Source organism: Streptomyces sp. NPDC055962 (assembly GCF_042270185.1).
In the GTDB taxonomy this organism is placed as follows: domain Bacteria; phylum Actinomycetota; class Actinomycetes; order Streptomycetales; family Streptomycetaceae; genus Streptomyces.
The window spans coordinates 321,775-340,202 of sequence record NZ_JBHJYN010000006.1 but is presented as its reverse complement, the minus strand read 5'-3'; the positions used below and the strand labels follow the sequence as shown (position 1 = coordinate 340,202).

The 18,428-nt window shown below is 68.6% G+C and carries 15 protein-coding genes and 2 pseudogenes; 8 read left to right on the top strand and 9 right to left on the bottom strand.

The genetic code is table 11. The annotated features are described in order from the left end of the window. Positions 1-758 precede the first annotated feature (758 nt). Entirely contained in the window at positions 759-1,049 is a 291-nt protein-coding gene (locus ACFC51_RS20060; protein WP_376375207.1) for a hypothetical protein, read from the top strand. A 293-nt stretch (positions 1,050-1,342) separates the two neighbouring features. Here ACFC51_RS20060 and ACFC51_RS20055 read toward each other — a convergent pair whose 3' ends face one another. Further along, the gene (locus ACFC51_RS20055; RefSeq protein ID WP_376529937.1) at positions 1,343-2,461 is read right to left on the bottom strand and encodes a serine hydrolase domain-containing protein; all 1,119 of its coding nucleotides are present in this window, start codon (positions 2,459-2,461) and stop codon (positions 1,343-1,345) included. Positions 2,462-2,647: 186 nt separating this feature from the next. On the opposite strand from ACFC51_RS20055, the gene ACFC51_RS20050 reads away from it, so the two are divergent. Both ACFC51_RS20050 and ACFC51_RS20045 read left to right on the top strand, forming a co-directional pair. Beyond that, a complete protein-coding gene (locus tag ACFC51_RS20050; RefSeq protein ID WP_376375210.1) occupies positions 2,648-3,307 on the top strand; it encodes a TetR/AcrR family transcriptional regulator in 660 nt (219 codons plus the stop codon). Positions 3,308-3,349: 42 nt separating this feature from the next. Further along, a pseudogene (locus ACFC51_RS20045) lies at positions 3,350-4,119 on the top strand (transposase family protein). Here the strand turns inward: ACFC51_RS20045 and ACFC51_RS20040 are convergent. Next, positions 4,113-4,337 (bottom strand): hypothetical protein, encoded by a 225-nt coding sequence (locus ACFC51_RS20040; protein ID WP_376375213.1) that lies wholly within the window; start codon positions 4,335-4,337, stop codon positions 4,113-4,115. The pseudogene ACFC51_RS20045 and the gene ACFC51_RS20040 sit on opposite strands and share 7 nt — an antisense overlap. A gap of 204 nt (positions 4,338-4,541) precedes the next feature. On the opposite strand from ACFC51_RS20040, the pseudogene ACFC51_RS20035 reads away from it, so the two are divergent. Continuing rightward, positions 4,542-4,682, top strand: a pseudogene (locus tag ACFC51_RS20035) (IS5/IS1182 family transposase); the annotation flags it as partial. Here ACFC51_RS20035 and ACFC51_RS20030 read toward each other — a convergent pair. Both ACFC51_RS20030 and ACFC51_RS20025 read right to left on the bottom strand, forming a co-directional pair. Beyond that, positions 4,672-5,028, bottom strand: a complete 357-nt coding sequence (locus ACFC51_RS20030) for a hypothetical protein (RefSeq protein ID WP_376529935.1) — start codon at positions 5,026-5,028, stop codon at positions 4,672-4,674. The pseudogene ACFC51_RS20035 and the gene ACFC51_RS20030 sit on opposite strands and share 11 nt — an antisense overlap. A 1,019-nt stretch (positions 5,029-6,047) precedes the next feature. Continuing rightward, positions 6,048-7,235, bottom strand: coding sequence for an MFS transporter (locus ACFC51_RS20025; RefSeq protein WP_376375219.1), 1,188 nt, complete (start codon positions 7,233-7,235; stop codon positions 6,048-6,050). An 88-nt stretch (positions 7,236-7,323) separates the two neighbouring features. Between ACFC51_RS20025 and ACFC51_RS20020 the strand changes: the two genes are divergently transcribed. The 4 genes from ACFC51_RS20020 (at position 7,324) to ACFC51_RS20005 (ending at position 11,877) form a co-directional block, all read left to right on the top strand. Further along, entirely contained in the window at positions 7,324-8,085 is a 762-nt protein-coding gene (locus ACFC51_RS20020; RefSeq protein WP_376529933.1) for a DeoR/GlpR family DNA-binding transcription regulator, read from the top strand. Positions 8,086-8,248: 163 nt separating this feature from the next. Next, positions 8,249-9,337, top strand: coding sequence for a LacI family DNA-binding transcriptional regulator (locus tag ACFC51_RS20015; RefSeq protein WP_376375225.1), 1,089 nt, complete (start codon positions 8,249-8,251; stop codon positions 9,335-9,337). Between the two features lie 174 nt (positions 9,338-9,511). Further along, positions 9,512-10,462, top strand: coding sequence for a phosphotransferase family protein (locus ACFC51_RS20010; protein WP_376529931.1), 951 nt, complete (start codon positions 9,512-9,514; stop codon positions 10,460-10,462). 50 nt (positions 10,463-10,512) lie between these two features. Next, positions 10,513-11,877 carry an MATE family efflux transporter gene (locus tag ACFC51_RS20005; protein WP_376529929.1) on the top strand — a complete coding sequence of 455 codons (1,365 nt, stop codon included), beginning with the start codon at positions 10,513-10,515 and terminating at the stop codon, positions 11,875-11,877. A 464-nt stretch (positions 11,878-12,341) separates the two neighbouring features. Here ACFC51_RS20005 and ACFC51_RS20000 read toward each other — a convergent pair whose 3' ends face one another. From ACFC51_RS20000 to ACFC51_RS19980, 5 genes are read right to left on the bottom strand one after another with little or no spacing between them, the layout of a single operon-like run. Further along, positions 12,342-13,559 carry an amidohydrolase gene (locus ACFC51_RS20000; RefSeq protein WP_376369088.1) on the bottom strand — a complete coding sequence of 406 codons (1,218 nt, stop codon included), beginning with the start codon at positions 13,557-13,559 and terminating at the stop codon, positions 12,342-12,344. A gap of 58 nt (positions 13,560-13,617) precedes the next feature. Then, positions 13,618-14,619 carry an ABC transporter ATP-binding protein gene (locus ACFC51_RS19995; RefSeq protein WP_376529927.1) on the bottom strand — a complete coding sequence of 334 codons (1,002 nt, stop codon included), beginning with the start codon at positions 14,617-14,619 and terminating at the stop codon, positions 13,618-13,620. Then, positions 14,616-15,671: an ABC transporter ATP-binding protein gene (locus ACFC51_RS19990; protein ID WP_376369086.1), complete on the bottom strand. Its 1,056-nt coding sequence runs from the start codon at positions 15,669-15,671 to the stop codon at positions 14,616-14,618. Before ACFC51_RS19990 ends, ACFC51_RS19995 begins: the two co-directional genes overlap by 4 nt. Beyond that, positions 15,671-16,672, bottom strand: a complete 1,002-nt coding sequence (locus tag ACFC51_RS19985) for an ABC transporter permease (protein ID WP_376529925.1) — start codon at positions 16,670-16,672, stop codon at positions 15,671-15,673. Before ACFC51_RS19985 ends, ACFC51_RS19990 begins: the two co-directional genes overlap by 1 nt. Positions 16,673-16,674: 2 nt before the next feature. After that, positions 16,675-18,411: an ABC transporter substrate-binding protein gene (locus ACFC51_RS19980; RefSeq protein ID WP_376369084.1), complete on the bottom strand. Its 1,737-nt coding sequence runs from the start codon at positions 18,409-18,411 to the stop codon at positions 16,675-16,677. Positions 18,412-18,428 lie beyond the last annotated feature (17 nt).

Below are 18,428 nucleotides of genomic sequence, written 5' to 3'. Positions count from 1 at the left end.
GCGGCTCGACCCAGTAGTCCACACTCAGCCCGACCCCTCTGCCAAGTCCTCGAAACCCTGCAGGACAGGCTGAGGTGCTGGACCAAAACCTGCGCCACCTGCGGCCGAGATCTGCCAGTACGGACGGGCAATCGCCCCGGTCACGGGTACGTCATCCGACGAACCGGCCGACAGAGGCCGCGACAACGATCAAGGCAATCGGTCAGCATCACCGCCCGGCCTGGCACTGGTCTTCAGTGCACGACCGGTCTCGCCCCCTGAAGACGAACTCCGGCTCACCGCGCAACTCCGACGCCCTAGTCCGCCAGGCAAACCAGGGGTCTCTACTGGTCACGCTCCGGCCTTCCCTCATCCTCGAAGTGCCCCCCAAGCAGACGACAAAGTACGTCGCAGTGTGACAGTCATGGACTCCCCGCAGCAGGTGCGAACCTCGGTCAACGCACGCACGGCCACGCGGCCACTCCTCCTCTGCGGCTGCCTTTCGACGCAGCGGATGGCCGGAAATGCACCGAAGGCGCAGCCCTGGTCGCCCAGTGGCCCGGCGCTTCGCACCTGCCACCCGGGCTACAGCCATCCCTCTGGCCGCGCATCCACACAACCGCCCGCAGCGAACCGTCCCCCTGCGTTCAGCCGGGGGCCGGTTCCACCAGCAGCCGCTGAAGAAGCTCCGTCGACAGCATGGTGAATGCAGTTGCCGACAGACCTGGAGGCCGCTGTGTCGATGTCGGCGCCCTTGTCCGCCGCGCGCCGGAGTCGACGTGTCACTCGCCCAGCATTCAGCGATCGAGCTTCCGGCCGAACCATGGACCGCGGCCCTTCCCGGGCCCCGTTCCAGGGAACTGGTCGAGGTCCGGAGACAGACACCGGACGACATCGCTCCTGCGGAGGCGTTCCAGATCGGCGGTGCCGCAGACGAGGAGGTCGTCCATCTCGATCCCGTCGCCGTCGCCACCGTCGTCGACGCGCTGAAGACGGGATCTTGGGACGGGCCGGTCTCGGCCGACTCCGCGGACTGGGTCTCGCGGACTGGCATGCCGGCCGGAACGTGAAGAACTGGGAAGGCTCCACCGTCCACTGGGTAATCCAGCGCGACGACCTGGCGACACCACGCTTCGAGCGCGTGTCCACGACCGTCCTCTGCTACCCCTGACCAAGGCCGGGCCTTCAATCCATCCCGCGCGCCCAGCAGCACCACGACCGCTCAGGCCCTGCCACACCGGGCGGGCGCGCACGCCGGGACGGACGAAGCGTTCCCAGGGAGCGGTACGCGATACGAGCAGACGGCCGCGCCGTCACCCTCAGCGCGCGCAGTCGTGGCCCAGGGGGCCAGCAGCCGACCCGGTCAGCCGTGCATCGCCACGCGGTAAAGAGCCGCAAGTGCGTCATCGATGGGATGAGGCTGCGGTCTACCGGAGGAGTCAAGCCTGTTCCATCTCTGCAGGTTCACCGCGACCGCCATCTGCCGCTTGCCGTCGGCACGCGTCATGGCCAGCGTCCCACCGCCCCAGACCGTGCCGCCATGCCCCCAGAAGACGCTCCGACCGGGCCCGTCCATCGGGTGCAGGCCGAGGCCGTAGTCGATCGTCCTTCCTTCTTGGGAGATGACCGGGCCGGTGCGTTGCATCTGCGCCAGTGACGACGGGCTGACGACCTCCCCCGCCAGCAGCCTGCCGTAGAAGTGGTTGAGATCCGCAACGGTCGATATCGCTGAGGCCGCCGACCACACCCAGGACATGTCGTACTCGCTGTAGTCACGCGGCGGGTCGATCATTCCGAACCACGCTTCGTACAGTCGCGCATGCGGGCCGTCGACGTATGGCCCGGCAGGGAGTTCGGTGTCCCGGAGCCCGGCTCGCTCGATGACGTTGCGGGTGATGTACTGCTCGGCCGTTGTACCGGTCACCTGTTCCAGGAGCTGACCCAGGAGCAAGTAGTTGGTGTTGGAGTACATCCCCGGTGCACCGCCTGGGGCGCCGACGGCGGGTGCAGTGACCCCCATCTCGATCAGTTCAGTGGGATCGAACCGTGTGAACCGGTGGTCGTCCAGGCTCTGAGGCCCGGTGTCGGCGAGGGCCGGGAAGGCCTTGAGAGAGGGGTAGGCATACGGGAGGTACTCGGCGAGTCCGCTGGTGTGGTTCATCAACATCCGGACCGTTGTCGTGTCACCGCTTTCTCCGGGAACCGGCGTCGGAAGGTAGCGGCCGATCGGTGCATCGAGCTCGATCTGACCGCTCTCGACCTGCTGCAGTACCGCTGCGGCAGTGAAGGTCTTGGTGATGCTGCCGACGCGGTGCCGCATGTCGGCGGTAACAGGGCGTCCGGTGGTGACATCGGCGACCCCGGCGGCACCGCGCCAGACCTGGTCGCCGTCACGTACCTCGGCGAACAGGCCCGGCATCCCGGCGCGGTGGACGTGTTCCATGGCGGCATCCAGCGCCGCACAATCCAGTGAGTTCCTCACGACATGCGTCCTTTCGCATTGCCTCAGGGCGACCCCACGACTGTCACCCGGACCGGGTGACGGGGCATGCGCGGCACGGCGGCCCGTCTGCTGCCGGGTCACTCGGCACACTCATGTCTCCATTATGCACGCGGTGCGTGCAACAGTGAGTGCATAGGTAGACTGAGTCCGACGAGAGGGGCGGAAATGGCAGGTCGCAGGCGTTGGTCGACCGAGGAAATCCTTGAGGCCGCGGCGGAGTTGCTGCGTACGAGCGGCACGGAGTCGTTCAGTGTGCGCAAGCTCGCCGCGACGCTGGGGACCGATTCCTCCAGCCTCTACCGGCACTTCCACAGCAAGACGGAACTGCTGCGCCTGGTCGCCGACCGGATCCTCCTGGCCTCCATGGACGGCTACCGTGCCGAGGGCGACTGGAACCAGCGCATCACCGCCCTGGCCATGCGCCTGAGAGATGCCTTCGGCCGGCAGCCCCAGCTCGCCGCGGTCTGGGGACGGTACGCGTCGAGCGGTGCCGGTTCCCGACTGGTCATGGAAGAGGTGCTGCAGGCCCTGCGCGCGTCAGGGCTACCCGATGAGGAGATCCCGGCTCGCTACCACCGGCTCGCCGTCCTCCTCTCCGCACTCATCGCCTCCGAGGCCGGAATCAGCACCATCACCCCGGACGAGCATGAGCAGGGCCTGGAGCTGTTCCGCGTCGCGGTACTCGGTGCCGACCCCGAACGCTTCCCCACGCTGGCCCACTTCGCCCGCGACGTCCGCCCGCTCGGAGTGGATCGCCACGCCGCCTTCGAAGGGATCCTCGCCGCCCATCTCGCCGACATCGAGGCCGCGATCCGCCCGCGCTGAGGGCTGTCCCGCAGGTGATCATGCTCTGCGATGATCTCGACCGTGTCAGGCGTGATCACGGCGTCCGAGCCGTCCTGGACAGCCCCGTTCACCGGTCCGAGCCCTCGCATCTCCGCCACGTCGGTGATCGCGCTGCGTCGCGGGGATGCCGGCTCTCCGCGCAGGGGCCGGCCGTGGAAGCTGTCGTTGGAGGACCGGGTGCTGCTGGACACCACGTACCTACGGACGATCTTGACGATGCGGCAACTGGTCCCCCTGTTCGGGGTGTCGAAGTCGGCCGCGGCCGCGTGAGCGACGACCTCGACCGGAGGTTTGCGCTGCATTCCCGGCAGCGGTTCGCCAAGGATGCGGCGCCGACCGTGGACTGCGCCCTGGTTCCCACTCGGGACCACCGGGTGGCCGAGCAGTCGAAGAACCATCGCTTCTCCCCCGACCACGAGGTGGCCATCGACGCCGACACCCGCCTGGTCGTGGTGGTCCGCAGATCGCTGCCGGGCAGTCGCAGCGACTGCCGTGCCTGGGCATAGTCCGGTGCGAAGACTGCCGTCGGCAACACGATGACCATCGCCGGTGGCGGCTGCCCTGGTTCCGCGCTCGTGGTTCCGGAGCGGCGCCCCGAGGGAGAGGATCTGCCCAACTGGAGACAGGCACACAACAAGTCCCACCAGCAGGTCCACGCCTGCGTCGAGCACGTTTCCGCCCGGTTGAAGACCTGGAAGCTCCTGCGCGACCGCCGCCTCGGAGGTGATGGAGTGCAGCACGCGAGGCACGGCACCTCCCATCTGCGCAACCTCGCCCTTAGCGGTCAGTAGAGCCGGCACTCCCACGGCTCGATGTCCGGCTCCCCCTGAGGAAGCTCCCCGGTGCAGTATCGGTAGAGCCAGACTGCAGCCCTGCGCTCCGCGTGCTTCTCGTTGACCGGTTCCCCCTGCTCATCCAGTTCGAGGACGTTCGCGAAGATCGCGATACAGGTCTCCATCTGGGAGGGCGAATCGTGCAACTCCTCCCAGTAGTCGACTCCTTCAAGCATCGGGTGACCTACCGACCCCCGGGCGAGCCACCCGGCGAAGCGTCGGAGGGCTCCAGAAGCACCGTGACTGAGATGGGAAGGCATGCGCAGAATCTAGCCCCAGTCTCCCCTGGCCGCTCTTCGACCCTCACCGCAGGAAGTAAGTGACAACCACTCAGAGACGATACGAGCGGGGCCGGAACCGGCCGGCTGGGGGCGTTCCGAGAGGACGAAGTGTCCTGGCTCGCCGACTGCCGCCGGCTCCACCGCTGCTACGAACGCAAGGCCGAACACTTCCCTGCATTCGTCGGCACAGCCGCATCCCTCATCGTCTGTCGCCGTCCGGCCAACCTGCTCAGGGCCTGAGTCGGTCCTGCTGCACGTCGAAACAGACCAGCCCCATCGATTCCGCCAGGGCTGCCGCACAGGCCGACGCCTCGTCGGCCATGCTCCACCGCATCGGGAAGTAGATGAACGGGCCTCTGGCCTCGCCGATCAGAGGGCCGGTCGACCAGGGCGAGGTCTCCTCATCGTCCTCGGTGTTGTCGCACCACCGCTCAAGAAGGGCGGTGACGTAGGCCGCGATGCGCTCGGTGGCAGGCTCCTCGACCTCGCTGTCGACATAACGGGCATACAAGTCAGTGAAGATCCGGCCAGCGCACTTGTCATCCTCTGGCCGATCGCCTTCCCAGACAGCCAGGTCATAGCTCATGCCCGGAGGCTCTCACACGGCACCGACACGCATCCGAGCAGGTCGCCCTGCACGCAAACGGCCACAGGAAACGACGCCCGAGGGCCGGGAGGAGATCGCGATCACGGTGGTCTGCCGAAACGCCGCATCGGCGTGCGTCGGGGTTGCCGGATCCGGTCCGTAGCGTGCTGACCGGGCTCGTGACACAGTTCTTGCCGGCTCCCCCAGTCCCACGACCCAGGGGTGCGAAGGACCAGCAGCCATGGACCGGAGGCTCTACGGGGAACGCGGCACATCAGGCGACATCGTGGGTACGATGATGGGCATCGTCGGGGTCGCCTGTCGGCCGAGTGATGCCGGGGTCCGTCGTCGGCAGAAGCTCGTCCATGGACGAGCGAGCCACGATCGCGCCAAGGCATTCGTCGCACTGGTGCTGTCCATCGTCCATCTCGGTGAGAGTTTCGGCTGGCCCTGTCCAGCCACAGCCGGCTGCGCACGGTACTTCTATCGTGTCCCCCATGTGAATCGACGGTCCGTCAGGCAGGGCAGCTCGGGCAGGGAGCGCGCGGGGCGCTCGGTGGCGCCGGGGGGACACGGCGCCACCTCTCCCTCAGAGGCCCCAGGAGCAGGGGTGCGCCCTGCACCTTCAACCGGCAGCTCTTGGGGTATCTGGTTCGAACGTATCCCTGGCGTGGGCGCGTACCGGAACGGTGAGACCGATGAAGGGACCACCTTCGGATCCTGCTTCGGCGACCGCCCCGCTCTGATCGCAGCCGGCTGAGTTGCGCCTCGCCGAGCGGAGGCTCGAACCTGCCGCGCACGCATGCTCGGCCACCACCACTCCGGCACCCTTGCCGCTGCGAACCGGCATGGGCCGTGGCAGCTCGGGGAAGCACACTCTCTCGAAGGCTTGTCGTCGGGGCCGGCCGCGGCGAAGTGGTCGGCGAGGCCCTTGGACGGGTTCCAGCGGGATGGTAGTCAGCAGAAGCCTGTGCGACACGTGGTCAGGACGCGTCGCACAGGCGGTCGGGGCGCAGAGCTCAGGGCGTCTGCTGGAGTGTCTGCGGCTGCCCGGACGGAGCGGGTGTGCGCAGGATTCCGGCAGCGGCGGCGGCTATCGCGCAGAACAGGGCCGGGAGGAGGAAGGTGTGGTTGAGGTCGACGAGGTGGGTCAACCAGCCGATGGTCGCGGGGCCGGCGAGCATCCCGACGTAGCCGAGGCCGGCAACCCGCGAGACGTTGGCGCCGGCGGCTGCGGGGTCGGCGTGTCCTGCTGCACTGAACAGTTGCGGGACAGTACCTGACAGCCCCAGCCCGAAAAGTGCCCAGCCTGCCAGTGCCGCCCAGATCCAGGGGGCGAGAGCCACGAGGGTGATGCCGATGGCGGCCATGGCCGCGCCGTACCGCAGGACGGCGAGTGACCCGAACCGCGCGGAGACCCGGTCGGCCAGGAGCCTTCCGATGGTCATCGTTGCCGCGAAGGTTCCATAGGCGAATGCGGCAGTGCTCTCCGGCGCGTGCAGGACCGTCTTGAGGTGCAGGACGCTCCAGTCGTTTGCGGCTCCCTCGCACAGCATGACCAGGAACGCCAGGACGGCCAGGAGCCAGATCCTGGTGGGGACGGCGGCCTTCCTGGCCTCGGTGTCACTGGGGGCCGCAGGTTCTTCCGGTGCGACGGGCAGAAGGCCGGAGGCTGACGCCATGGCGATCAGGATCCCGAGGCCGGCAGCGGTGGTGAGCGTGGGTGCTGGGCCCCAGCCGATGCCGATGGCTGCGGCTCCGACGAGAGCGGCGAGGACGCCGCCTACCGAGAACGTGGCGTGGAAGGCTGACATGACAGGGCGCCTATAGGCGCGTTCCACCTGGACGGCGTGCGCGTTCATGCTGACGTCGAGCGTGCCGTTGCCGAACCCGAAGATCAGCAGGGCTGCTCCGAGGACCCAGGGCTGCTCCGCCAGTCCCGGCAGTATCAGGGTGGTGCTGCACAGCACTCCGGCCAGCGGGACGACGGTGCGCGGGCCGAACCGGTCGGCCAGGCGGCCGCCGAGTTGCATGCCGCAGAAGGCCCCGACCCCGAGCAGGACGAGGAATCCTCCGAGGGCGGCGTGGCTGATGCCCACGCGTTCCTCGATGGCCGGGATCTGCACGACCCACATGCCCAGCAACGTGCCGTTGAGTATGAAGTAGACGAACGTCACAGCACGGGCGACGCGCAGCGATTTTTCCATGCGGACACCGTAGCGAACACCTAAGCTGTTTGAACAATCTAGTTTCGAACATCTTTCATGTTCGATGGGGATGGTGTTCAATCACGGTATGAGCACTGTGGACCGTCATCGCTTGATCGCCCGGACCGTGCACGAGAAGGGGACGGCTACGGTCGGGGAACTGGCTGTCCTGACGGGCGCCTCGGAGATGACTGTCCGCCGTGATCTTGATCATCTGGCGGCCCAGGGCGTTCTCGAGCGACAGCGCGGTGGCGCACGCAGCCTGTTGCTGAGGGGTGATGAACCACCCTTCGCGATGCGCGTCCACGAGGCGGTCGACGCCAAGCGCCGGATCGCAGCCGAAGTGTGCTCGCTCGTCGCGGATGGCGAGACGGTCCTCCTGGACAGCGGTACCACCTGCGTGGAAGTCGCCCGGTTGCTCCGCAGACGCCAGGTGACCGTCATGCCGCTGTCACTCCAAGCTGTCCGGCTGTTCAGTGACCCGCCGGGCGAGGCCACACTGCTGGTGCCTGGCGGAAGCCCTCGCTCTGCGGAGGGTTCTCTCATCGGCCCCCTCACGCTCGCTTCGCTGGCAGCCTTGCGCTTCGACACCGCCGTCATCGGCTGCTGCGGCCTCAGCGCATCAGAAGGGCTGACTGCCTACGATCTCGACGAAGCGGCGGTGAAGAAGGCAGGTATCGCCTCCTCGCGCCGCGTCATCCTCGCTGCTGACGGCGGCAAGCTGGGCCGCACCGCCCATGCCTACGTCGGCCCCGCAGCCCAGCTGCACACCCTGGTCACGGACAGCGCGGCGCCTACGGCTGAAGTCAGCGCTCTCGAAGCAGCCGGCACCGTCGTCCGGGCGGTGTGAGGAGATCGTGGTGGAGGACCTGCGCAGTCAGCCGCCCCGTGCCCGTCCAGAAGCAGGAGGACGCACTCCCCCGCCTGGCCACACTGCCGCCTTCCTCGCGCAGACCTCCCTGTCTGCGGCGGCCGAGACGACAGCCGTTGCGCCTGCACCCAGGACGGCCACGATGAAGGATGTGGCCCGGCGCTCCGGCGTATCCGTGTCCACGGTCTCCAGAGTGGTGAATGCCTCGGGATACGTGAAGGCCCGTACTCGGCTGCTGGTCGAGAAGGCCGTCGCAGAGCTGGGATTCGTACCGTCGGGGGCGGCCCGCGGGTTGGTGGCCCGGCGGACCGGGCTTCTGGGCCTGTGTCTGCCTGACACCGGCCCCGCAGATCCTCCGCGGAAGCCGGTGCCGCGCCGTTCGCACGTCGAGCTGGTCGCCGATTTCGGTCCTTCGCCCGGAGGGACTGCTCGGGGAAGCCAGTACTTCGGTGAGATCCTGCGCGGGGCGGAGTATGCGGCGTGGGAGGCTGAGTACGCGCTCGCCGTGACGGTGGCTCGGCCGCCACAGGCAGAAGCGCGCATCCGGGACCTGGCCGGGAAGGTCGACGGGCTGGTGGTGGTTGCCGGGACGCTGCCGGACGCTCTTCTCGAGCATGTGGCGCACCGGGTTCCCGTCGTGCTGGTCGCAGGCCGCCGTGCGTCCGGCGGGTACGACCATGTCGGAGTCGACAACGGTGAGGGGATCCGGGCTCTGGTCGAGCACCTGGTCGGCGCGCATCATCTGCGCAACCTGCAGTTCGTTGCCGGTCCCCCGGGCACTCCCGATGACATCGACCGGTTCCGGGGGTTCCATGCGGCGGCGCACAGGCTGGGGCTCTCGGTGCCCGCAGAGCCGGTGCTGCGCGGTGACTTCACACGCGAGGGCGCTCGCCGGCTGGCCGAAGAGGTCGTGGCCGGCCACCGGAACGGACGTCGCCGACTTCCTGATGCCCTGGTGTGCACCAACGACGCGACGGCGTTGGGGTTTCTCGACGTGCTGAGCGCGGAGGGTGTGAGTGTGCCGGGCGAGGTGGCAGTCACCGGATTCGATGGTATCGACGGCGCGCGGACCTGCTCGCCGCGGTTGACCACCGTCGAGCAACCGGTGGCGGATCTGGGGCGGCTTGCAGTCGGCGTCCTCCAGGCCTGTCTGGCGAATCCGCGCCTGCCGCGCCAGGACCTGGTCGTGCCGTCACGTGCTCTGCTCAGGGAAAGCTGCGGAACTCACTGAGCCGGCGCGACCATGTGGAAGCGTTGTCCTACTGCGACGGCGGTGTTTCGTCCTACGGTGTTCGGCGCCGGGAGGTGTGATCTGGTCCCGGGACGTCAGATCCGAGGGAGCATGGTGGACGCCGTGACGGAGAGCATCACCAAGAATCGACAGCCTTCGCAGGTTCTGCGGGCCATGATCGAACGAGCGTACGGAAGTCATCAGATACCCGAGGGTGATGCCTTCGCCGAGGAGATCACGCACGGCTGGTTCAACGTGGCCTATCGGGTCCGGCTGCGAGACGGGCAGCAGGCAGTACTGAAGATCGCACCTCCCGCGGGCGTGACGGTCCTGACCCGCGAGAAAGGGATGATGCGCAACGAGCTGGCTGCGATGGCTCTGGTCCGCGAACGCACCGACGTTCCGATTCCGCGGGTCGACTACGCCGATCTGTCCCGAGAACTGGTCGACGCTGACTACTTCTTCATGGAGTACATCGATGCGGACAACTTCGGCATCGCCACGGCGGAGGGGTGTCTTGCGCCCGAGGTCGTCGCTGCGGGGGGCCGGGAACTGGGCGCCCTCAACAGGAAACTCAACGCGATCGTGGGCCCTCACTTCGGACCGCTGCAGGGTCCCGGATCCGCGACCTGGCGCGAGGCGTTCACGCAGATGATCGAGGACACTCTTGAGGACGGTCAGCGGGCGGGCGTGGACATCGGCTGGCACTACGCCGACATCCGCAAGGCCCTGGCGGAGAACGCAGCGGTTCTCGACGAGGTCACTGAGCCGCGGTTCGTCGAGCTCGACCTCTGGACGAAGAACTCGATGATCAGGGAGGGCCGGATCGTCGCCATCCTCGACCATGAGCGTGCGGTCTGGGCCGATCCACTCATGGAGGCCGGATTCACCGGCATCGACCTGCCGGTATTCGGCGATCCCTCCGACTTCATGAGCGGCTACGGTCAGGGTGCGCTGTCCCCCTCACAGCGCACCCGGAGGCGCCTGTACTCCCTGTACCTGGCTGTCATCATGATCGTGGAGACGACGTACCGGGGCCATCAGGACATGACGACCTACGACTTCGGCCGGACCCAGCTCGACCTCCTGATGGAACAGTTCGGCTGCACCCCGGCACGGCCGTGACGCACTCGCATGACGAACCCGTCACCGGACCTACGTCCTCCCCTGCGACCGTGGACGACAGACGGCCCCATCGTGCCGACTCGCTGGGGACCAAGCCCATCGGACGCCTGCTGTGGAGCACCAGTACGCACACCACCATGTCGGTCGCCACCTACGGCATCTATGCCCTGACCAATGCGTGGTTCGTCTCCTGGGGTGTCGGCCCCGACGCGCTGGTGGCCGTGAACATCGTGTCGCCCGTCCTGCTGATCCTCGGTGCGGTCTCCACGACGGTCGGCGTCGGGGGCGCGTCCCTGGTCTCCCGCAGCCTCGGCAGTGGGAACCCCCACCACGCTGCCCGCGCAGCCGGCAACACCTTCCTCGTCTACTGGTCGGCCGCCGTGATCATCACTCTCGTCGGCCTGCTCGCCCTCGACCCACTCCTGAGCCTCCTCGGGGCCAGGGGCGATGTTCGCGGCCTCGCGCACGACTACGCGCTGATCATGCTGGCCGGGGCGATCACCTTCACCGGCTTCTCCAGCCTCGTCCGGGCCGAGGGCAGTCTGCGCTTCTCCACGATGCTGTGGGTGCTGCCGGTCCTGTGCCAGATCACTCTCGATCCGTTGTTCATCTTCGGCCTCGGCTGGGGCGTACGCGGCGCCGCCCTGGGCACCCTCGCCGGGCAGGCGCTCTCCATGGCGATGAGCTTGTGGTTCTTCTTCGTCCAGCGCGACCGCCCCTATCGCATCACTCCGGCCGACCTTCGCCCTCATGGCCCGACCCTGCGTGAACTGGTAGCGGTGGGTACGCCCTCGTTCCTCACCGGCCTTGGAGCAACCCTCGTCACCCTGATCACCAACAACCGCCTGGCGGCGTCCGGGGATCCGGCGGCGCTTGCCGGATACGCCACGGCTGTCCGTGTCACCACGTTCGTCCTCATGCCGCAGACCGGTATCGCTCAGGGCATGCAGCCGCTCATCGGCTTCAACGTCGGCCGTGGCCTGGCCGAACGGGCCGAGCGCGCTCGCATCCTCGCACTCCGCGCCACTGTCCTGTACGGAGCAGTGGCCTGTGTGCTGCTGGCCGGCGCAGCGGACACGATTGCCGCTGCTTTCGCGCCGGACACCCGCAGCACCGCAGCTGCCGTGATGCGTGTCATGGCCCTGAGCTATCCCTTCGCAGGCGTGCCGGCGTTGCTGTCCACCTACTTCCAGGCACGAGGAGAGCCGGTGCCGTCCTTCGTGATCTCGGTCGGCTCCATCCTCATCGTTCAGGTGCCGGTCCTTCTCCTTCTCAGCGCTTTCGGGACGCGCTGGTTGTGGACGAGTTTCCCCATGGCGGCACTTCTCTCCGCTGCGGCAGCCTTCCTCGTTCTTCGCCGGGCACGTTCGGGAGAGCTGCTGCGGCGACGCCATGAGGCTGTCCCGGGCGGCTAGGGCTGGAGGGCTGTCCGGCCCGCTCGGCCCGGGGCTGCTCCGCAAGGCGGCACGAGCCGCACCGCCGGAAGACCCCGGTGGCCGTCAGGGCCGCATACCTGCTCGGCGGTCCGGAATCGTTCCTCGACGGCCACGCCGTCGGCCCACACTGCTGCGTCTAGGGGCAGTTCGGGATCCGGCCGCCAGATCGCCGCCGGACGCTCCGCGGCCTCCGCGGTCGCGAGGCCGAGCCCGACGGGCGCCTGCGCCCAGGCGTCCGATCGATGTCGCGGGACGTGTGCCACGCGGGTACAGAACGGCCACACCGCCCATAAGGACGGTTGCAGAGCGTGGACGAAGGCCCCGGACCTGGACGATGCCGATGGCTGACGCGGGCGCGGGAACCCGGAGGCTCCCGGGTTCCCGCGCCCGCACCTCACGTCACCCATATGACGGTGGTGCCCCGTGCATGACGGTGCTGACGCCTACTTGGCGGCGGTGACCACTTCGAGGCCGTCCGCCACGATCCGGCCGTCGTGCAGGACCGTGCGGTCGGTGCCGCGGTCCATGACGGCGCTGCTGGGCGTCTCGCCGTCGACGAGGAGCAGATCGGCGCGGTCGCCGACCGCGAGGCCCGGCCGGTCGGTCACCCCGGCGAGGCGCGGGACGTCGTGGCTCATGATGGAGGCGCCGCCCATGCTCGCCACCGCGAGGCACATCTCGATGTGGTCGTCGCGGCGGAAGTTGTTGGTGAAGGCGAGCTGCCAGGTGCGGTCGAGCAGGTCGCAGTTGCCGTACGGACTCCAGTAGTCGCGCTGGCCGTCCTCGCCGAGGCCGACGCGGACGCCGGCCTCGGTGAGCTGGACGAGCGAGAGCTGGCCGCGGCCCGCAGGAGCGACGGTCGCCATGGCGATGTCGAGCTCCGCGAACTCCTCGATGAGGCGACGGCTGGTGGATTCGTTCACCGAGCCGAGCTCATAGGCGTGGGACATGGTGACCTTGCCCTGCATACCGAGCGCGCGCACGCGCTCCAGGATCAGGTCCGTCGAGAAGACGCCCAGCTCGCCGGGCTCGTGCAGGTGGATGTCGACCTCGACCCCGTACTTCTCGGCAAGGCCGAACACCACGTCGAGGTGGCCCTTGGGGTCACGGTCCAGAGTGCAGGGGTCGATGCCGCCCATCACGTCGGCGCCCGCCTTGAGCGACGCCTCGAGGTAGTCGGCGGTGCCGGGCTCGCGCAGGATGCCGGCCTGCGGGAACGTCATGATCTGGACGTCGGCGAGGTGCCCGAACTTCTCCTTGGCGGCGACGACCGCCTCGAACTTCTCCAGCTTGCAGTCCACGTCGACCTGCGCGTACGTGCGCACCCGCGTCGTACCGCGGGCGATCATGCGCTCCAGGGTCCCGGCCACCCGCTCGGGCAGGGCGACCTCGGCGTCGCGCCAGTTCTCGCGGTCGTTCATCGTCATCGTCCACACGCCGGGGCCTCCGGTGTGCGGGCGGAACGGCAGGCCGATGCGGGTGGAGTCCAGGTGGACATGGACGTCGCTGAAGGCCGGCAGGAGCAGGCGGCCGCGGCCTTCGACGGCCTCGGTGGCGGGCGTGGCCACCGGGTCGTGCGGGCGGATCGCGGCGATGCGGGTGCCGTCGAGCTGGACGTCACTGCGCTCGCCGCCCCAGGGGCGGACGTCACGGATGAGCATGTGGTGCAACTTCCTTACGTTGTCGGTCAATCGGTGGGTGTCGGGTCAGTGACGGGCGTCAGGCCCGGTCGGCGAAGTGGCAGGCGGGTCCTTCGTCGCTCGCCGATGACGGCACCTCCCCCGCACAACGCGCCTGTTGGGCCTCGCCGAGGGTGGGGCGCAGCGGGCAGCGCGTACGGAACACGCAGCCGGAGGGCGGGTTCGCCGGGGTGGGCAGGTCTCCGCTGAGCCGGATCCTGCGGCCCCGGTCGGCGTCCGGGTCGGGCTGGGGCACGGCGGAGAGCAGGGCCCGGGTGTAGGGGTGGCGGGGGTGGTCGAAGACTTCCCGGGTCGCTCCGCTCTCCATGACCTTGCCGAGGTACATGACGGCGACGCGGTCGGCGAAGTGCCTGACGACGGACAGGTCGTGGGCGATGAAGAGGTACGAGACGCCCGTGTCGGCCTGGATGTCCTGGAGGAGGTTGACGACCTGCGCCTGGACCGAGACGTCGAGAGCGGAGACCGGCTCGTCGCAGATGATCAGACGCGGTTCGAGTGCGAGGGCGCGGGCGATGCCGACGCGCTGCTTCTGCCCGCCGGAGAACTCGTGCGGGAACCGGTTGTAGTGGTCGGGGCGCAGACCCACACGGTCCATCAGTTCCCGTACCCGCGTCTTGATCCCGCCGGCCGGGTCGATGCCCTGGGCGTGCAGCGGGGCGGCGATGGCGGCGCCGACCGTCTGCCGGGGGTTGAGGGACGAGGTGGGGTTCTGGAACACCATCTGGACCTGGCGCCGGTACTCCTGCGCCTCGGCCCGCTTCATCGCGCCGATGTCGCGGCCGTCGAGGCGGACGGTGCCCGAGGTGGGTTCGAGGAGGCGCATCAGCAGCCGCCCCGTGGTGGACTTTCCGCATCCCGACTCGCCGACGATGCCGAGGGTCTGACCCGCGCCGACGGAGAAGCTGACACCGTCGACGGCCTTGATCGGGGCGCCGCCGCGGCCCATCAGGCCGCCCCTGCCGGGGAAGTGCTTGGTCAGGCCGTCGGCCTCAAGCAGCGGGGTCTGCTCGGTGGTGGTCATCGCGCGGCCTCCTCGGTGGTGTCGCCGACGGTGTCCCCGGTGGTTGTCCCGGCGGCGGCGAGATGCTCCTGGTGGCACCGGGAGGGATGGTCGGCCGCCTCGGCCGTGATGAAGGCCGGCCGCTCGCTGTGGCACAGTCCGTCGGGCACGAGGTGGGTCTGCGGGCAGCGGTCGGCGAAGAGACACCCGGTGGGCAGTGCGGTGAGCGACGGCGGGAAGCCGGGGATGGGCCGCAGCCGTTCGCCGTCGTCGCCGAGCGTCGGCATGGAGGCCAGGAGGCCCTGGGTGTAGGGGTGGCGCGGATCCCGGAACAGCTCGCGCACGCTGCCCCGCTCCACGCACTGTCCGCCGTACATGACGGCCACGTGGTGGCAGACCTCGGCGACGACGCCGAGGTCGTGGGTGACGAGGACGACGGCGGTGCCGGTCTCCTGCTGGAGTTCGCCGAGCAGGTCGAGGATCTGTGCCTGCACGGTGACGTCGAGAGCGGTCGTCGGCTCGTCGGCGATGAGCAGTTCGGGTTCGCAGACGAGGGCCATGGCGATCATGGCGCGCTGGCGCATGCCGCCGGAGAACTCGTGCGGGAAGGCGCCGGCCCGCCGCTTCGGGTCGGGGATGCCGACCCGGCCGAGCATGTCGACGGCGACGGCGAGCGCGGCCTTGCGCGACACCCTGTTGTGGACGCGGTACGCCTCGGCGATCTGCGCGCCGACGGTGTGGAAGGGGTGCATCGCGGAGAGCGGGTCCTGGAAGATCATGGCGATCTTCTTGCCACGCCAGGTCCGCATCCGGTCCTCGGACAGGGAGTTCAGGTCGGTGCCGTCGAGCAGTATCTCGCCGGTGACCTGGGCCCGGCTCTCCTTGAGGAGGCCCATCAGCGCCTGGCTGGTGACGGTCTTGCCGGAGCCGGACTCTCCCACGAGGCCGACGGTCTCGCCCCGGTTCAGGGTGAGGTCCATGCCGTTGACGGCATGCACGAGTCCGTCGTCCGTGGGGAACGCGACGCGCAAGTCGGTCATACGGAGCAGGGGTTGCTCGGTGGAGGTGGACATCAGGCGGCCCTCACTCGCGGGTCGATGACGGCGTAGACGGCGTCGACGACGACGTTGGCGACGATGATGAAGAAGGCGGCGAGCAGGGTGATCGCCATGGTCACGGGCAGATCGCCGGCCTGCGCGGCCCGTACGGCGGTGAATCCGACTCCGGGTACGGAGAAGATCTGCTCGGTGAGGACCGCTCCGCCGAGCAGCAGGCCGATGTCGAGGCCCAGCATGGTGACGACGGGGGTGAGCCCGGCGCGGGCGCCGTGCCGGACGACCATCACGGTCTTCGACAGGCCCTTGGAGCGGGCGGTGCGCATGAAGTCCTCGCCGAGCGTCTCCAGCATGGAGCTGCGGGTGACGCGGATGTACTGGGCGCTGAACAGGACGGCGAGCGCGACCCAGGTCAGCAGATAGTTCTGGAACCAGCCGCCGAACCCGGCGGGGCCGAACGGTGAGGTGATGGCGTTCGTCGTGAACGGCAGCAGGCCGAACGTCGAGACGAAGACGAGGAGCAGGAGCAGGCCGGTGACCGGGATCGGCAGGGACACACCGATGGAGGCGGCGCCGACGATCACCTTGTCGGTGAGCTTGTTCTTGCGGAGCGCGGCCAGCGTACCGAGGGTGACGCCCGCGACCGTCCACAGGACGATCGCTCCGACGGCGACGGAGACCGTGTACGGCAGGGCGCGTTCCAGTACGGCGGTGACGTCCTCGTTCGTCTGGAAGGACTTGCCGAAGCAGGGCCACTCGCACAGCGACTGCGCCCCGGCGGCGCCGATCGTCCGTTCGTGGAACAGGCCGGACATGTAGGTCAGGTACTGGGTGAGGAACGGCTTGTCCATGCCGAGGGCGACGCGCGCTTCGGCGACGCGTTCGGGTGTGCATTCCTGGCCGCAGGCCGCGGCGGCCGGGTCGGCGGGCCCGAACTGGAACAGGCTGAAGGTGACGAAGCTGATGACGATCAGCAGGACGACGGTGGCGCCGAGACGCCGTAGCAGAAAGGCGGGCATGGTCACCCCTTCTTGGACACGACCGAGACGGTCGACAGGTCGATGGAGCCGAAGAAGTAGCCGACTTGCGCGTTACGGATGCGGGATCCGACGACGCTGCGGGTGACGCTCCTGATCAGCGGGACGAGCGGATAGTCCTGCATGCCCCGGTCGAAGAGCGTCGCCCACTTGCGGCCGAGGTCCTCGCTCGTACCGTTCTCGCCGCGCAGTGCGTACATGGCGCGGGCGATCTCCGGGTCGTGGTAGCGGGGGATGTTGGAGAAGCCGAAGGACTTGCCGTCGACGCTCGGGCCCAGGTTCGGGTCGACGGTCGTGCGCACCGAGCCGCTGTCGGCGCCGCCGCACCAGCCGCTGCGGGCGATGTCCGGCATGTTCTCGCCGGCGAGCGTCGTGTAGTAGTTCGCGGCGGGGATGGCGCGCAGTTCGAGGTCGATGCCGATCTGCTTCAGGTTCTGCTGGAGCGAGGTGCCCATGTTCTTGTAGCGGGGCGTCGCGTCGGCGTACCCGTAGACGAGCTTCTTCGGATAGTCGCGGCCCTTGAGAAGCTTCTTGGCCGCTGCCACCCGGGGCTGCCCGGACGGGTCGAGGGCCGTGTGCTGGGTGACGTATCCGCGCTGGTCGGAGTTGATGTACGACTGGGTGAGCTTGCCGAAGCGGGCGCCGCCGTACTGGAGGTGGATGGCCTTGCGGTCGATGGCGACAGCGATCGCCTCGCGGACGACAGGGTCCTTGATGGACTCGGTGTTGAAGTCCAGGACGTCGGTGCAGCCGATCAGCCCGGAGGCGGTGCGCCGTGCGACGTCCGCCGTGTCGAGCTTCGCCGCATCGGATGCCTGGAGGCCGCCCGCGCTGTCGAGGGTGAGCGCTGTCGCGTCGGAGTCGGCGAGCAGCTGCTGGCTGATGGTCGACTGGGCGGTGGAGAGGCTGAAGGTGAAGGTGTCCGGCAGCGCGGTGCGGTTCGGGTCGGTCGCCGGGTCCCATTCGGGGTTGCGCACGAGCTGCATGGAGCGGCCGCGGTCGTAGTGCTTGATCTTGTACGGGCCGGTGGACACCGGGTGGTTGGTGTAGTCGAGCTTGGTGTCCTTCGCCCGGGGCACGGGGGCGGTGTTGGAGCGCGAGACGAGCGCGGGGAACTCGGCGAAGGGCTGCTTCAGCCTGAAGACGACCGTACGGCCGTCGGGTGTCTCGATGCCCTTGAAGTCACCGGCGGAGCCGTTGGCGTAGGGGCCCTTGTAGCCGTCGTCGGACAGGGCCGCGTTCAGTTCCTGCGGGGCCTGTGTGTAGACGTCGCGGGCGTAGGTCCGCTCGACTCCGTACTTGACGTCCTTGGCGGTGATCGGTGAGCCGTCCTCGAACTTGAGCCCCTTCTTCAGGGTGTACGTCCAGGTCAGTCCGTCCTTGGACACCTTGCCGAGATCGGTGGCGAGGTCGGGGACGATCTTCGGGGGCTTGCCCGCCTCCTCCTTCGCCATGGTGAGGGTGCGGTAGTAGAGCTGGCCGACGTTGGCCGTCTGGACGTAGTTGCTGTTGCCCGGGTCGAGGGTCTGGAAGTCGGTGGACATCAGGACGTTGACGTTGCCGCCCCGGGTGGTGTCGCCCTCGCCGACCTTGACGGCCTCGAAGGCGTCGGCGGGGGCGCGGGAGCCCGAGCCGGGCGCGGGCTTGGGGCCACCGCACGCGGTGAGGGTCAGTCCGGTGGCCGCCGCCAGGGCGAGCACCGCTGTGGTGCGTCGATTCACTGCTGCTCCTGGTTTTC